15 protein-coding genes are annotated in these 16,078 nt (G+C 40.3%); all 15 read right to left on the bottom strand.

From position 1 onward, the window contains the following. Positions 1–611: 611 nt before the first annotated feature. Entirely contained in the window at positions 612–1,970 is a 1,359-nt protein-coding gene (glmU, locus tag QMA12_RS21165; RefSeq protein ID WP_087533922.1) for a bifunctional UDP-N-acetylglucosamine diphosphorylase/glucosamine-1-phosphate N-acetyltransferase GlmU, read from the bottom strand. 279 nt (positions 1,971–2,249) lie between these two features. Beyond that, complete coding sequence (locus QMA12_RS21160) at positions 2,250–2,672, bottom strand: F0F1 ATP synthase subunit epsilon (RefSeq protein ID WP_008112140.1); 423 nt, start codon at positions 2,670–2,672, stop codon at positions 2,250–2,252. Positions 2,673–2,685: 13 nt separating this feature from the next. Beyond that, positions 2,686–4,071 (bottom strand): F0F1 ATP synthase subunit beta, encoded by a 1,386-nt coding sequence (gene atpD, locus QMA12_RS21155; protein WP_087533921.1) that lies wholly within the window; start codon positions 4,069–4,071, stop codon positions 2,686–2,688. A gap of 33 nt (positions 4,072–4,104) precedes the next feature. Next, on the bottom strand, positions 4,105–4,965 hold the full coding sequence (gene atpG / locus QMA12_RS21150) for a F0F1 ATP synthase subunit gamma (RefSeq protein ID WP_008112136.1): 861 nt from the start codon (positions 4,963–4,965) through the stop codon (positions 4,105–4,107). A gap of 60 nt (positions 4,966–5,025) precedes the next feature. Then, positions 5,026–6,567, bottom strand: coding sequence for a F0F1 ATP synthase subunit alpha (gene atpA, locus QMA12_RS21145; protein ID WP_008112134.1), 1,542 nt, complete (start codon positions 6,565–6,567; stop codon positions 5,026–5,028). 14 nt (positions 6,568–6,581) lie between these two features. Next, positions 6,582–7,115, bottom strand: coding sequence for a F0F1 ATP synthase subunit delta (gene atpH, locus QMA12_RS21140; RefSeq protein ID WP_087533920.1), 534 nt, complete (start codon positions 7,113–7,115; stop codon positions 6,582–6,584). Between the two features lie 16 nt (positions 7,116–7,131). Beyond that, on the bottom strand, positions 7,132–7,602 hold the full coding sequence (gene atpF / locus QMA12_RS21135) for a F0F1 ATP synthase subunit B (RefSeq protein ID WP_087533919.1): 471 nt from the start codon (positions 7,600–7,602) through the stop codon (positions 7,132–7,134). 41 nt (positions 7,603–7,643) lie between these two features. Further along, entirely contained in the window at positions 7,644–7,877 is a 234-nt protein-coding gene (gene atpE / locus QMA12_RS21130; RefSeq protein ID WP_010561330.1) for a F0F1 ATP synthase subunit C, read from the bottom strand. Between the two features lie 60 nt (positions 7,878–7,937). Next, a complete protein-coding gene (gene atpB, locus QMA12_RS21125) occupies positions 7,938–8,795 on the bottom strand; it encodes a F0F1 ATP synthase subunit A (RefSeq protein ID WP_087533918.1) in 858 nt (285 codons plus the stop codon). A 15-nt stretch (positions 8,796–8,810) separates the two neighbouring features. Continuing rightward, complete coding sequence (locus tag QMA12_RS21120) at positions 8,811–9,191, bottom strand: ATP synthase subunit I (protein ID WP_087533917.1); 381 nt, start codon at positions 9,189–9,191, stop codon at positions 8,811–8,813. 142 nt (positions 9,192–9,333) lie between these two features. Beyond that, a complete protein-coding gene (locus tag QMA12_RS21115; RefSeq protein ID WP_087533916.1) occupies positions 9,334–10,257 on the bottom strand; it encodes a ParB/RepB/Spo0J family partition protein in 924 nt (307 codons plus the stop codon). Positions 10,258–10,277: 20 nt separating this feature from the next. Further along, positions 10,278–11,063, bottom strand: a complete 786-nt coding sequence (locus QMA12_RS21110; protein WP_087533915.1) for a ParA family protein — start codon at positions 11,061–11,063, stop codon at positions 10,278–10,280. Between the two features lie 13 nt (positions 11,064–11,076). Beyond that, on the bottom strand, positions 11,077–11,697 hold the full coding sequence (gene rsmG, locus QMA12_RS21105; protein WP_087533914.1) for a 16S rRNA (guanine(527)-N(7))-methyltransferase RsmG: 621 nt from the start codon (positions 11,695–11,697) through the stop codon (positions 11,077–11,079). A gap of 15 nt (positions 11,698–11,712) precedes the next feature. After that, a complete protein-coding gene (gene mnmG, locus QMA12_RS21100) occupies positions 11,713–13,602 on the bottom strand; it encodes a tRNA uridine-5-carboxymethylaminomethyl(34) synthesis enzyme MnmG (protein WP_290211401.1) in 1,890 nt (629 codons plus the stop codon). 422 nt (positions 13,603–14,024) lie between these two features. Next, positions 14,025–14,480: a flavodoxin domain-containing protein gene (locus QMA12_RS21095; protein ID WP_087533912.1), complete on the bottom strand. Its 456-nt coding sequence runs from the start codon at positions 14,478–14,480 to the stop codon at positions 14,025–14,027. Between the last annotated feature and the right edge of the window lie 1,598 nt (positions 14,481–16,078).

Below are 16,078 nucleotides of genomic sequence, written 5' to 3'. Positions count from 1 at the left end.
TTCAATCTGAGCCATGATCAAACTCTTCAATTAAAAGTTTTTATGTTCCCACCCAATAAAGAGTGAAGAACAGCTCAATGAATTCTGAATTTATTTAATATCTTTCGATATTGAATTGACTGTGCTGAATAATTACTAAAAGTAACTATTCTGTTGGTCACTCAGTTTCAATTGAGACTCTAAATTTTTTGCGTCATCTAGCGAACTAGAATCGGCTGTTAGAACTCAATCTGTACGAGTGCCCACACAGATGATTGCTTTATATTGTTAAAGAACATTGCGATTAAAGCGCTTTGCTTTATCTCGCTAGGGCTGCGCATGTTACGCTTTCCTATTTTTTTGTCAACACTTAATTTTAAGAAATTTTAATATTAAGTTTTACTCGACTCACTTACCGTTTGTTCAGCGCTTTTCATTGCTGCCTGCCGGGTCAGTGGATGCGCATTATAGGGATATTCTTGAGGCCGTCAACGCTTTATTTCAATTTTATTAAATTAATTTCTAATTTGTATGAATGGCATACAAGAAGGGGGTTTAAACGCTATTTTAGCTACTTTATTAACCTATTTTTCCACAGTAATAAAAAAGGCTGCAGCGCAGCCTATATTATTTTATTTTTTTACCGGTCTCTTCCAACCATCTAAATTACGCTGTTTACTGCGCGCTAGTGCTAATTGGTCATCGGCTACTGTGCTGGTAATAACCGAACCTGCACCGATGGTGGCTGTTGCTCCAATATTTACTGGGGCAACTAATGATGAATTAGAACCAATAAATGAATTATCACCAATAATGGTTTTTGATTTATTCACACCATCATAGTTACAGGTAATAGTGCCTGCGCCTATATTTACTTTTTCGCCAATTTCAGCATCGCCAAGATAGGTTAAGTGATTTGCTTTAGAGCCTTTGCCTAAACGCGATTTTTTCATTTCGACAAAGTTACCAATATGCGAGTCTTCTTCCATAACGGCACCTGGTCGTAAACGGGCATATGGACCAAGGGTACATTTAGTAGCGATACTCGCATCTTCAACTAATGTATTGGCTTTAATAACTACATTGTCGCCAATGGTACAATTTTTAAGTACACAATTAGGGCCGATTTCAACATTGTTACCTAAAGTTACTTTACCTTCAAAAATAACGTTCACGTCAATCAATACATCTTCACCAGTCGTGACTTCGCCGCGTACATCAATGCGAGCAGGGTCAGCAAGTGTCGCACCGTTTAACATTAACTCTTCAGCCTGCCATGCTTGATAAGCACGTTCAAGGCCAGCAAGTTGTACACGGTTGTTTGCACCTTCAACTTCCATTGGGTGATCAGGCTGTGCTGAGCTAATTTCAACACCTTCACTATGCGCCATAGCAACGATATCTGTTAGATAATACTCACCTTGGGCATTCTCGTTTGATAAGTTACCTAACCAGCTTTTTAAAAGCTTCCCATTCACAGCCATAATACCGGTGTTAACCTCGGTAATTAATAACTGCTCTGGTGTTGCATCTTTTTGCTCAACAATACCTACTAACTTACCATCAACGCGTAACATACGACCGTAACCATTAGGGTTAACTAGGTTTACTGTAAGTACGGCTAAGCCATTACTAGGGGTTGCAGCAAGTAAACGCTCAAGCGTTGATTGCTTTGTAAGAGGTACATCGCCGTATAAAACTAAAACAGTATCTTCATCATTAATATGAGGGTTTGCTTGTGCTACGGCATGGCCAGTACCAAGCTGGTCTGCTTGCAGCACCCAGTTTACGTCATTATCAGCTAGTTGTTGTTGTAATAATTCGCCGCCGTGACCATAAACCAAGTTTGTTGATGTGGCACCGAGTGCATTAGCGTTATCGATAACGTGTTGCACCATTGGCTTACCTGCAACTTTATGTAGTACCTTAGGCAGAGCAGAGCGCATACGAGTACCTTTACCCGCAGCTAAAATAACCGTTGTAAGTGACATTAAAACAATTTCCTTCTTTCTTTGTTTTATTGAAATAAGTAAGCGAGCGTGAATTCAATAAGATTACGTAAGTCACATCATGCGCAAATACTCAACGACAACTTAGCAGTTGCCACTGAATCTTAGCTGAAATCAAACATTGCTTTCATATGCTTTATTGTAACGGGGATCAATGAAGGATATAAGTACAAAAAGCGATCTATTGCATAGATAGAAACATTATTTTTATTCAGGCACAAAAAAGCCCACGTAAAGTGGGCTTTTAAAAACCAGATAGGCTTACTTTTTACGTAATTGCTGAATAACGCGTAGCTGAGCAATTGCTTCAGCTAGTTGCATTGCGGCTTGATTATAATCAAGCTCAGCAGATGCACCTTTTGCCATTTGAGCTTCAGCGTCACGTTTAGCTTGCTCTGCAGCTTTCTCGTCCAGGTCTTCACCACGAACAGCTGTATCAGCAAGTACGGTCACTATGTTCGGTTGAACTTCTAGTGTACCGCCAGCAATATAGATGAGTTCTTCTTCACCAAATTGCTTAACTAAACGTACCATACCAGGTTTAAGGGCAGTTAGTAGTGGGGCGTGACCGGCGTTAACACCTAACTCACCTTCACTACCAGATACTTGAATAGATTCTACTAAACCAGAAAATAATTTCTCTTCAGCACTTACTACATCAAGATGTACAGTCATAGCTGCCATACTACCCTCCTAATTACATGCTTTTGGCTTTTTCTTGAGCTTCTTCAATAGAGCCAACCATGTAGAACGCTTGCTCTGGCATATCATCAAACTCACCGTTTAAGATACCTTTGAAGCCTGCAATTGTGTCTTTAAGTGAAACGTATTTACCTGGCGCACCTGTAAATACCTCTGCCACGAAGAATGGCTGAGATAGGAAACGCTGGATTTTACGTGCACGTGATACAAGTTGCTTATCTTCGTCAGAAAGCTCGTCCATACCTAGAATCGCGATGATGTCTTTAAGTTCTTTGTAACGCTGAAGAACTGTTTGAACGCCGCGCGCTATACCGTAATGCTCTTCACCGATTACTTGTGGATCAAGCTGACGTGAAGATGAATCAAGAGGGTCTACCGCTGGGTAGATACCTAGTGATGCGATATCACGTGAAAGTACCACTGTTGCATCTAAGTGAGCAAACGTTGTTGCTGGAGATGGATCCGTTAAATCATCCGCAGGTACGTATACCGCTTGGATTGAAGTAATTGAACCAGTCTTAGTAGATGCGATACGCTCTTGAAGTACGCCCATTTCTTCAGCAAGTGTAGGCTGGTAACCTACCGCTGATGGCATACGACCAAGAAGTGCTGATACTTCAGTACCCGCAAGTGTGTAACGGTAGATGTTATCTACGAAGAAAAGTACATCGCGACCTTCGTCACGGAACTTCTCAGCCATAGTAAGACCTGTTAACGCTACGCGTAAACGGTTACCCGGTGGCTCGTTCATCTGACCGTATACAAGCGATACTTTATCAAGTACGTTTGAATCGTTCATTTCATGGTAGAAATCGTTACCCTCACGTGTACGCTCACCAACACCTGCGAATACTGAGTAGCCGCTGTGCTCGATTGCGATGTTACGGATAAGTTCCATCATGTTTACGGTTTTACCAACACCGGCACCACCGAATAAACCAACTTTACCACCTTTAGCGAATGGACATACAAGGTCGATTACCTTGATACCCGTTTCTAAAAGTTCAACTGAGCTTGATTGCTCTTCGTAAGTAGGTGCTGCACGGTGGATAGACATACGCTCGTCTTCACCGATTGGACCTGCTTCATCAATTGGCTCACCAAGTACGTTCATGATACGACCTAGAGTCTTAGTACCAACTGGAACTTGAATTGCTTTGCCTGTGTTTTCTACTGAAGCACCACGACGTAAACCATCTGTAGTACCTAGTGCGATAGTACGTACCACACCGCCACCTAGCTGCTGTTGAACTTCTAAAGTCAAACCAGCTAAATCGCCATCTGTTACTTTTAGCGCGTCATATACGGCTGGCACGCTGTCTTGTGGAAATTCGATATCCACAACGGCGCCGATAATTTGGACGACCTTACCTAAACTCATGTCTATTCCTCTCGTTAATCTTTGCCTGAAGCATTAAACTGCTGCTGAACCAGAACAAATCTCACTAATTTCTTGTGTGATTGCTGCTTGGCGAGCTTTGTTATATACAAGCTGTAACTCATCCATAAGGTCACCGGCATTATCAGTTGCAGCTTTCATTGCAACCATGCGGGCAGCCTGTTCAGAGGCAGCGTTTTCAACTACACCTTGGTATACTTGAGACTCAATGAAGCGAACTAACAAAGACTCTAAAATAGCCTCTGGGTTTGGTTCATATAAGTAATCCCACGCATGTGTAGATACTTCTTCTTCAGCTTTTGGCAAAGGGAGTAACTGATCTACTATTGGCTCTTGCTTCATGGTATTAACAAAGTTGTTATATACCAGGAATAAACGGTCAATTTTACCTTCAGAGAATGCATCTAGCATTATTTTTACCGGACCAATTACGTCCTGTACTGAAGGCTTATCTCCAAGACCTGCTTTTTTAGCAAGCACTTGACCACCAAAACGTTGAAAGAAGCCAGCTGCTTTACTACCTAAAGTAGCAAAATCAGCATCTACGCCTTTCTCTTTCCACGCTTTAATGTCTAATGCAACTTTCTTAAACTCATTTGAGTTTAAGCCGCCACATAGACCACGGTCAGTAGAGATAACAATATAACCAACTCGTTTTACTTCACGCTCTTCTAAGAACGGGTGAGTAAAATCAAGATTTGCTTGAGCAACACGACCAATCACTTTACGTAATTTTTCAGCGTATGGACGGCTTGAAGCCACTCGTTCTTGCGCCTTTTTCATTTTAGACGCAGCAACCATTTCCATTGCGCTAGTGATCTTTTGAGTATTTTTAATACTGCCGATCTTGCTTTTAATCTCTTTTCCGCTGGCCATGACTCTCTCTCCGAATCAAGGTGTGCTTTAGCGGACTAAAGCGCACCATTAATAACTAAATTACCAAGTTTGCGTAGACTTACACTTCTCTAGAAGTTCTTTAAGCTGCGCTTCGATCTCGGCGTTGTAGTTACCAGTTTCATTGATTTGAGCCATAAGCTCTGCGTATGTGCTATTTGCGAAAGAAAGTAATGCCGCTTCGAAATCCATAATTTTTGAGATTTCGATGTCTTGCAAGTAACCTTTCTCAGCTGCGAATAACGACAAAGACATTTCAGCAACAGACATTGGCGCGTACTGCTTCTGCTTCATTAGCTCTGTTACACGCTCACCATGCTCAAGTTGAGCACGAGTAGCATCATCAAGGTCAGACGCGAACTGCGAGAACGCAGCTAATTCACGGTACTGAGCTAGGGCTAGACGGATACCGCCACCTAGTTTCTTAACGATTTTAGTTTGTGCAGCACCACCAACACGCGATACCGAGATACCAGCATTTACTGCCGGACGGATACCTGAGTTGAATAAGTCAGTTTCTAAGAAGATCTGACCATCGGTGATAGAGATAACGTTTGTCGGTACGAACGCAGAAACGTCGCCGCCTTGAGTTTCAATGATAGGCAATGCCGTCAATGAACCTGTTTTACCTTTCACTTCACCGTTAGTGAACTTTTCTACGTAATCAGTGTTTACACGTGATGCACGCTCTAAAAGACGCGAGTGAAGGTAGAATACGTCACCTGGGTATGCTTCACGACCTGGTGGACGCTTAAGTAGCAATGAGATTTGACGGTAAGCAACAGCTTGCTTAGATAAATCATCATATACGATTAATGCGTTTTCACCACGGTCACGGAAGTATTCACCCATAGTACAGCCCGAGAACGGTGCTAAGTACTGAAGTGCCGCAGATTCAGAAGCAGATGCTACAACTACAATAGTATTTGCAAGTGCACCGTGCTCTTCTAATTTACGTACTACGTTAGCAATAGTAGATGCTTTTTGACCAACCGCTACGTACACACACTTAACGCCTGTGTCTTTTTGGTTAATGATTGCATCGATTGCTAGTGCAGTTTTACCTGTTTGGCGGTCACCGATAACAAGCTCACGCTGACCACGACCAACTGGGATCATAGCATCAATAGATTTGTAACCAGTTTGTACTGGCTCATCTACAGATTGACGCTCGATTACACCTGGTGCAATTTTTTCTACAGGTTCAAACCCGTCGTTATCTAAAGCGCCTTTACCATCGATAGGAGCACCTAGTGTGTTAACAACACGACCAAGTAGACCCGCACCAACAGGAACTTCTAAGATACGACCAGTTGTGTATACTTTTACGCCTTCTGTAAGGTCAGCGTAAGGACCCATTACTACTGCACCAATTGAGTCGCGCTCAAGGTTTAGTGCGATAGCATAACGGTTGCCAGGAAGCTCAATCATCTCACCTTGCATACAGTCAGCTAGACCGTGGATGCGGATGATACCGTCTGTAACAGATACGATAGTACCTTCGTTACGAGCTTCACTTACAACTTCGAACTTCTCAATACGTTGTTTGATCAGATCTGAAATTTCAGTGGAATTAAGTTGCATGCTCTTTTTCCCAATTACGATTGTAGTGTTGTGGCTAAGCGATTTAATTTACCGCGTAAAGAGCCGTCAATTACAGTATCACCCGCCTTAATTATAAGGCCGCCAACTACTGTAGCGTCTTCACTACAATTCAGCTTAACTTTGCGTGCGAAACGTTTTTCAAGTGCCGCTACCAGTGATTCTTGCTGCGCTGCAGCAAGAGGTGTTGCCGAAATCACATCAATATCGATTTCTTTTTCATAATCTGCTTTTAAAGCAGAAAATAAATGAGCAACTTCAGGTAGTGCAATCAAACGTCCATTTTCAGCCATCACCTTAACTAGGTTCTGACCTTGTTCGTTGAGCTGCTCACCACATAAGTTAATAAATAACTCAGCTTGTGCAGTAGCAGTAGGCAATCCAGCTAAAATGGTAGATGCCTGTTCATTGCTGGCAACGTGGCCAGCAAAGAACAACATGTCATTCCAGCTATCAATAGCGCCTTTTTCAACGGCAAGTTCAAAAGCCGCTTTAGCGTATGGGCGAGCGATAGTAGTCAATTCAGACATGCTCATACCCTCCTAATTACAGCTCAGCGACAAGTTTTTCAACGATGTCACTATGTGCGGCTTGATTGATTTCGCGCTCTAAAATTCTTTCTGCGCCAACCACTGCCAGAGTTGCTACTTGCTTACGTAGCTCTTCTGTCACACGGTTACGCTCTGATTCAATTTCAGAGTGCCCTTGAGCAATAATTTTTTCACGCTCTTGCTGACCACGAACAGTTTCTTCGTCAACAATTAGCACGGCACGCTTTTTAGCTTGTTCAATGATATCTGCCGCTTGAGCCTTTGCATCTTTAAGCTGTTCTGCAGCTTTATGTTGCGCTAGTTCTAAGTCTTTCTCGGCTCTATCAGAGGCAGCTAAACCATCTTCGATTTTCTTTTGGCGAGCTTCAATTGCACCGTTTAGTGGTGGCCATACGAACTTCATACAGAAAAGTACGAACACCGTAAATGCAATTAATTCACCGATAAGAGTGGCGTTTAAGTTCACAACCGCTCCTCCTTAAATAGTAAGCTGTTCAAAAAATAAAATTAAAGTACGAACAACAATACCATCGCGATACCAACACCAATCATTGCTACAGCATCGATTAGACCAGCTAGGATGAACATCTTAACTTGTAGTGAAGGAGCAAGTTCAGGTTGACGTGCACATGCTTCTAGGAATTTACCACCCATGTTACCGAAGCCGATTGCAGTGCCGATTGCACCAAAACCGATAAGTAAAGCTACAGCGATATACTTAAGACCGATCATTAGTTCCATTTTTTTCTCCAAAGTTTCAATTGTAAATTAAAGTTAAAAGTAAAATTGTAAATATAGTAATTAGTGATTATCCGAACTTGCCATGCTTAGGTATACGATTGTAAGCATCATGAATACGAATGCTTGCAATACAATTACCAAAATATGGAATACAGCCCACACAAAGTGCAACGGTAGTTGCATTAAACCTATAGCACCTATAAGGATGAAGATTAACTCACCTGCATATAAGTTACCGAACAAACGCAGAGCCAGTGAAAACGGCTTAGAAACCAATGCGATAAGCTCTAGTAATAGGTTGAATGGGATTAAAAGAATCTGCATAGCTGTATTGTTTGAACTAAACGGGTGAAGTGTTAGTTCTTTAATAAAACCGCCGATACCTTTGATTTTAATTGAGTAACCGATCATCAATAAGAAAACACCTAGCGCTAACGCAGCTGTTAAGTTAATGTCAGTAGTAGGTACGATTTTCATGTATACGTCGTGTGAATCCATACCAAATGCAGTTTCGCCAACAACACCAGCAAATGCAGGTAGGAAATCAACTGGTATTAAATCCATTAAGTTCATTAAGAATATCCACACGAATATTGTTAATGCTAATGGTGCAATAAGCTTGCTCTTACCGTGGAAGGTATCGCGTACGTTATCGCCAACGAACTCTACGATCATTTCAATAAAACATTGAAATTTACCTGGTACACCCAGTGTTGATTTTTTAGCGGCACTACGGAAGATCCATAAAAATATAAGACCTAAACCGATAGACCATGCGAGGGTATCTACATGCCATGTCCAGAAACCACTGTCCGTACATGCTTTATTGAAGGCAAGACCAGCATCGGTCGAGCACATCTTAGCATTGGTTAAGTGGTGCTGAATATGGCTAGATAGAGTAACTTCTTCTGCAGCCATGTTATATCCCAAAAGTTAATGTTTAAAAAAAACGGGTGCGAACAATCCAGTTAATAACGCCAGTACATAGATACTAAAAAAAGGTAATAAAATTACCGAAAAATGCTTAAGTACTAGTGCAAACAATATGATTGTCAGCAAAAATTTTAGTCCGTTGCCTCGTTTTAGCGAGGAATACGCTTGATTTACCTTACTTGCACCCATATACCTGAATGCATAGATGGAAAATACACAGTGGGGAAGTACTGCTACAGCACCTCCAGCTAATGCTGAGAGACCGGCATCTACTCCCCAACCGATGAAAACAATTATGGCAGCAACCAATGCTACACTACCTTGCAAACAGATTAATTTAAATGCAGCCAATTGATAAGGCGCTGCTAACTTATTAGTCACGTTTAGTTAACCTTATTAGCGTTCTATTTGTCAGGGTATGAAAACTGGCGAAATTATACTGAATCCTACCAGTTTTGCAACTTGAGTCGGTGTATTGTGGTGCAAAAATGAGGCAATTGTCTCATTTTGGACATGATATTAATTAATGTTGGGAATAGTCTTGGTTTATACGGTTTAAAATCCCGTCTAATTCATCAAGGTTAGTGTAAGAAATAACCAAGTTACCCTTACCTTTTTTGTTATAGTTAATTTCCACTTTTGCGCCTAAATTATCTGCTAATTTCTGTTCTAACTGTTTGACATCTGGATCTTTTTCTACAATTTCTTTTTTAGCCGCAGGTTCTAAAATTGAACGGACTAATTTTTCAGTTTCGCGTACCGTTAATGCTTTAGCAACAGCCAATCGAGCAGCGTCTGATTGAGGTTCACCTTCTAGGGCTAATAAACAACGTGCATGGCCCATTTCTATATCACCATGTTCTAACAATATTTTAACATCGTCATTTAAATTATTTAAACGCAGTAAGTTGGTCACTGTTGTACGTGATTTACCTACAGCATCAGCTACTTGTTGATGAGTTAATTCAAATTCGTTAAGTAAGCGGTTTAATGCAATGGCCTCTTCCATGGCATTTAAATCTTCTCGCTGAATATTCTCAATAAGTGCAATTGCAACCGCCGCTTCATCTGGTACGTCTTTAATAATACACGGAACAACATCAAGCTTAGCAAGTTGCGCTGCACGCCAGCGTCGCTCACCAGCGATAATTTCGTAACTATTTTGTGCAATAGGGCGAACAACAATTGGTTGAATAATACCTTGCGATCGAATCGAGCTTGCTAATTCTTCCAGCGCTTCTTCTGACATATCTTTACGCGGCTGGTATTTACCCGAATGTAAAAACTCAATAGCTAACTTTTGTAATTCACTTTTTGGCTGTTCTAAGGCAGCTGTATCCACCGTAGGCGCACTATCTTGAACACTTTCTGTTTGGTTTGGTGCTGGTTTTGATGAACTAAGTAAAGCATCGAGTCCTCGGCCTAAACCGCGTTTTTTAGCAGACATGTTATTTTTTTACCTCAAAGTTAGGCGACAATAGGAGATGTTTTTTCTTTTCTGCGTAACATTTCACCGGCAAGTGCTAAATAGGCTTTAGCACCACTTGATGCCCGGTCATAATACATGGCTGGTGCACCAAAACTAGGGGCTTCAGCTAAACGAACATTACGAGGGATCACTGTACGGTATACTTTATCACCAAAGTGTTGTTTTAATTGCTCAGATACATCATTAGCTAGACGGTTTCGCGGATCATACATAGTGCGCAAAATACCTTCAATTTGTAATTTAGGGTTTACCAGTTTTGCTAATTGGGTGATGGTATCCATTAAAGCTGTTAAACCTTCAAGAGCATAATACTCACACTGCATAGGCACTAAAATAGAGTCAGCAGCGGCCATTGCATTAACAGTTAACATGTTTAATGAAGGTGGACAGTCTATAAAAATAAACTCGTATTGATCTGATATTTTTTCAAGTGCATTTCGCAAACGGACTTCACGAGCAAACAATTCCATTAATTTAACTTCAGCCGCAGTCACATCACCATTCGCGGCGATTAAATGATACTCGCCTGATGTTTCTTTACAGACAACATCATCAATCGGCTTATCTTCGATTAATAAGTCATAGATAGTGGCAACATCACTGTATTTATCGATACCGCTACCCATGGTTGCGTTACCTTGCGGATCTAAATCGATTAATAGCACTTTACGTTTTGTTGCCGCCATTGAAGCTGCTAAATTTACAGCTGTAGTGGTTTTACCCACGCCGCCTTTTTGATTTGCTATTGCGATGACTTTTGCCACAGTGCTCTGATCCCTAGTCTTTAGAAAGAATAATTAAATGTCTTTGTGCATCTAACTCTGGAACTTCCAATGCTATTTTTTGCTCAAATTTAATGCCCGCAGGTAATGATTCTAGCTCGTCACTAGGAAAAACACCTTTCAATGCTATAAATTTACCTGAATGATCAATCAAGTGCGAACACCAGTCAACCATATCTTGTAATGAAGCAAATGCGCGGCTTAAAACACCATCTAATCTAACACTTGGTTGATATTCTTCAACTCTAGACTGAACTGGGGTTACATTTTTAAGGCCTAACTCATGCTTAACTTGCATTAAAAAACGTACGCGTTTGCCTAAGCTATCTAATAACACAAACTGAGTATCAGGTAACGCAATTGCTAATACAATACCAGGTAAGCCAGGGCCCGTTCCAACATCAATATAATGATGACCGGGTAGGTGAGGTGCAACAACTAAGCTATCCATGATGTGTTTTATCATCATTTCTTCAGGCATTCGCACTGAGGTTAAGTTATATGCTTTGTTCCATTTGTTAAGTAGCTCAACATATTGAACAAGTTGTTGCTGTTGTTTTTCGGTTAGCGCAATATCAGTTTGCGCTAACAAAGAGGTCAATTGTTGCTGTAACACAGTATTCCTTAATTATTACGCAATTTTACGTAACAAGCCTTGCTTCTTTAGATACACTAATAATAGCGAAATAGCAGCAGGGGTGATACCAGAAATACGCGATGCTTGGCCAATGGTATCCGGACGCGCCTCAGTTAACTTAGCAACAACTTCATTCGATAACCCCGAAACAGTCGAATAATCATAATCTTTTGGTAATACAGTTTCTTCATGACGCAGTTGTTTGTTGATCTCATCTTGCTGGCGTGCAATATAACCTGCATATTTAGTATGGATCTCAACTTGCTCAAGTGCCAGTGCATTATCAAACTCAGATCCAAGGCCATCAATAGCCATAAGATCGTTATAACGAATTTCAGGACGACGAAGAAGATCTTCTAAACTTGCTTCACGCACTAAAGGTGTTTTAAGTAAACTGTTTACTTGATCAATAACAGCGTGATCTTTGTGGATCCAGGTTTCTTTTATACGTTGTGATTCTTTGGCGATCACATCCATTTTTTCATTAAATGACTGCCAACGCTCGTCATTAACCAAACCTAATTCACGACCTTTTGCAGTCAAACGAATATCAGCATTATCTTCACGTAGTAATAAACGGTATTCAGCACGACTAGTAAACATACGGTATGGTTCTTTAGTACCGAGTGTTGTTAAGTCATCAATAAGTACACCTACATAGGCTTCGTCACGACGTGGTGTCCAAGGTTCTTTACCTTGAACTTGTAATGCCGCATTCATGCCCGCTATTAATCCTTGCGCACCGGCTTCTTCATACCCTGTGGTGCCATTGATTTGGCCAGCAAAGAATAAACCATCAATAAATTTAGTTTCGAGCGATTTCTTTAAATCACGAGGATCAAAAAAGTCATATTCAATAGCATAGCCCGGACGACAAATATGAGCATCTTCAAAACCGGCAATGGACTGCACAATCTCTAGTTGTACATCAAAAGGCAAGCTTGTTGAAATACCGTTTGGATAAAGCTCGTAAGAAGTAAGGCCTTCAGGCTCAACAAAGATTTGGTGCTTGTCTTTATCTGCAAAACGGACAATTTTATCTTCAATAGAAGGGCAGTAACGCGGACCTATGCCTTCAATCACACCTGAATACATAGGTGAACGATGTAAATTATTACGGATCACATCATGCGTTTTTTCATTGGTATAGGTGATATAGCATGGGATCTGTTGTGGATGATCTGATTGCTTTCCTAAAAATGAAAATACCGGTGTAGGCGCATCCCCTGGTTGCTCTTGCATTTTGCTAAAGTCAACGGTACGAGCATCAATACGTGGTGGAGTACCCGTTTTTAAACGATCAACACGAAATGGTAGCTCACGTAAGCGATCGGCTAATGCGATTGAAGGTGGATCACCCGCTCTGCCGCCTTTAAAGTTCTCAAGGCCAATATGAATTTGACCACCTAGGAAAGTACCAACGGTCAATACAACAGATGGCGCGCTAAAGCGTAATCCCATTTGGGTCACTACGCCTTTAACTTGATTATTTTCGACAATGAGATCATCACACGATTGCTGAAAGATCTTTAAATTATCTTGGTTTTGCAGGATGTCTTGGATAGCGGCTTTATAAAGAGCGCGATCAGCTTGTGCTCGAGTTGCACGAACAGCAGGGCCTTTAGAAGAATTTAATGTACGAAATTGGATCCCACCTTTATCAATAGCTTGCGCCATTGCACCACCTAGAGCATCAATTTCTTTAACCAGGTGACCTTTGCCAATACCACCAATTGCTGGGTTACATGACATTTGACCAAGAGTATCCATGTTGTGAGTTAGCAGCAGGGTGTTCATACCCATTCGTGCAGCAGCAAGCGCAGCTTCTGTACCAGCGTGGCCACCACCAACAACAATAACATCAAAATTTTCGTGAAAAATCATTTCAGGATCCTACTTAAATCAACCAGCAAACTACCAAGGGGAACGTATTCTACCTATAAATTGACAGAAGATAAATGATTAAACTCTCGCCAAGATCTAAGTAAGTGATCTCTAATAATATAAAGGATCTTTTAAAGAGATCTTTTATTTCTATTACTACTAGTGATCGCCATTTCTGTTGATAAGGTTTAGTTTATAATTAAAAACATAACGTTAGATCTGATCTAAAGGTGTTTATATGATCGGATCAAGATAGATATAAGCTCTGATCAAAAAGGCTATTTATACACAGGGGGTTTAACTTCGGATCTTATCCAATGGATAACACCCCTTTAAAACGCAATTAGATCATAGCTTATCCACAATTCGATCTAAATTATAGATAAATTGTGTATAACTTTAGCTGGTGGAGTTGCATTAGATCACTGTGTTTTAAGATTGTTTATTTCGATCCACTCAGGTAACCAGGCTAAAGCTGTGTCTTCTGGTAGCTCTTCATCCAAAATATTCAGTTCTAACCTTGGTGCTGTACACTCAGCTCCTTTACTTATAAGTAGTTGTTCTAAATTACGACCAGCTAGGTTGTAGGTATCGTAACTGGTATCACCGAGGCCAATAACACTAAATTTTAGTCCTTTTAGATCATCAACTTGGTTAAGATCATTAATAAAGGGTAATAGGTTTTCAGGGTAGTCACCCGCACCATATGTTGAGGTGCATAATAGCCAAATAGTGTTTTCTTGATCTATTTGTGAAAAGTCAGGTTGATCATGTACTTCAGTGGTGATCCCTTGCGATATTAACTGCTCGGCTAGTTGTTCACCTACATATTCTGCAGATCCCATTTGACTACCGATAATAATGTTTACTGAATACATGTTTTTCTTGATCGCTTTCCTGCTAGATTTGATGGTTATGATAAACAAGTTTATTGTGCAGTAAAGTAGATAATCGATCTTTGTATAAGTTTTTATGGTGTAAAATTATACAATAAAATTGGTGATGCATTAAGTTTATGATTTTGTTATATAAAATAATATATTCCTAATTGTAATCTTATGATCAAGCTGTTGATAAATAGTAAGAAAGCTATGTCCTTTAATTATGTTATTGCCCGTTATAAGGCCTAAGCTTTTGATCTTTAATTCCGTCGTTAATCTTAATTGCGATTTTTTAAGTGCTTTGACGTTCTATATTTGATTGTGGATAGAAAGCTTGTTGATAACGATCATTTTGTTAGGCTATGGATTTTAATAAAACTGTAAATTTATTAGTAATCGACTTAAAATTACAAATTAAGTGCATTTTTGTGGTTTTATTGAACAAATCAGAGGGGCAGAGCTAAAATTAATTAGTTATTTATTCCTCGTTCAGCTAAATAAGGCTCGATCAGCAGCAATTGTGGATAACAAATTTTACAGATCGAGATCTAAAGCAGTTTTAATTGGTTGTTTTTGGTTTTTTGAGTGTAAGTTTTTTCTAGTTTTCAGGTAACAGCTTCGCATGTATTAGTAAAAATTGTGCTAATCCATGTTGATTTAAAGATACTGACACGAACTTTGTTCACCATTTTCTTTGTACGAGCTAGTGTAATCTTCTCCTGTAATACTTTTCCACCAGCTTACCAGTTGTTAAAAACGATACCCTCATTTGTACATTTTACCTTCCTTGTGAGTTTAAAAATTGATTTGAAAGTATAGAGAAAATCACAAAACGGAAATATCGAGGCCAAAATGCCGAGTAGCTTAGTTTTAAAATCATACAAACGGTGCGTATCCGAGCATATTGTCGTAACAAAAAAGACTAACTGATCTAAAGCAACAAAGCTGAGCCGTGTGATTGCTGTTGAAGTACAGCGCGAACTACTGTGGTTTATATTTGTGTTGTTTATAGGGAGTTGCTCGTATGACCCATAATGCTGCGAGTGCAGCTCCTCAGGAACGTGTTGCGGGCAGTGAGAACGCCCTTTTTCTTGATGCTCATTTCGAGCTAGTTCATAAATAAAATTATCACAGTGATCAGAGATTGCAGCAACTTTTTATGGCGAATAGGGTGTCGAGGCATCATGAGCAGTGGCCTCGACGGACGACTCGCAGGGAATCCGCCTTAAAAAAACTGGGGAAAACTTAGGGGGGTTTTTCTGACGCACAATGTAGGAAGGTAAGTTATAGTTCAAATCAGTGGCTGCACACCAGACCCGTCTTCTCTACAGACGACCTCTACCTAGGTGGCCGTATGGCTAATGGTACAACCGAGCGTAGAGGTGAACAATCATAGTAGATGCTTTTAGGGTTATTAGCATCTACCATCTCAAAGGATAGTAGTATCTGAATAGATACGCGGCCTTAGTGCGCATTCTCATGACTTTGATCACCGATTCTCATCAGCTTTGATCACTTGATTTATCATTTTGTAGAGCCGTTTTTAAATTAGCTTAACTGATCATCATCAGTCAATTTATTTAACTGTTTTCGTA

It is taken from the genome of Pseudoalteromonas sp. APC 3893, from assembly GCF_030408095.1.
Classification (GTDB): domain Bacteria; phylum Pseudomonadota; class Gammaproteobacteria; order Enterobacterales; family Alteromonadaceae; genus Pseudoalteromonas.
The sequence above is the reverse complement of the archived record's forward strand: the minus strand, read 5'-3'. Positions and strand labels throughout refer to the sequence as shown.

Coding starts and splice junctions, on each gene's coding strand:
- glmU (WP_087533922.1), bottom strand. CDS start 1,970: ATGTCACTTACAACGGTTATTTTAGCTGCGGGTAAAGGTACTCGTATG.
- QMA12_RS21160 (WP_008112140.1), bottom strand. CDS start 2,672: ATGGCAGCTATGACTGTACATCTTGATGTAGTAAGTGCTGAAGAGAAA.
- atpD (WP_087533921.1), bottom strand. CDS start 4,071: ATGAGTTTAGGTAAGGTCGTCCAAATTATCGGCGCCGTTGTGGATATC.
- atpG (WP_008112136.1), bottom strand. CDS start 4,965: ATGGCCAGCGGAAAAGAGATTAAAAGCAAGATCGGCAGTATTAAAAAT.
- atpA (WP_008112134.1), bottom strand. CDS start 6,567: ATGCAACTTAATTCCACTGAAATTTCAGATCTGATCAAACAACGTATT.
- atpH (WP_087533920.1), bottom strand. CDS start 7,115: ATGTCTGAATTGACTACTATCGCTCGCCCATACGCTAAAGCGGCTTTT.
- atpE (WP_010561330.1), bottom strand. CDS start 7,877: ATGGAACTAATGATCGGTCTTAAGTATATCGCTGTAGCTTTACTTATC.
- atpB (WP_087533918.1), bottom strand. CDS start 8,795: ATGGCTGCAGAAGAAGTTACTCTATCTAGCCATATTCAGCACCACTTA.
- QMA12_RS21115 (WP_087533916.1), bottom strand. CDS start 10,257: ATGTCTGCTAAAAAACGCGGTTTAGGCCGAGGACTCGATGCTTTACTT.
- mnmG (WP_290211401.1), bottom strand. CDS start 13,602: ATGATTTTTCACGAAAATTTTGATGTTATTGTTGTTGGTGGTGGCCAC.
- QMA12_RS21095 (WP_087533912.1), bottom strand. CDS start 14,480: ATGTATTCAGTAAACATTATTATCGGTAGTCAAATGGGATCTGCAGAA.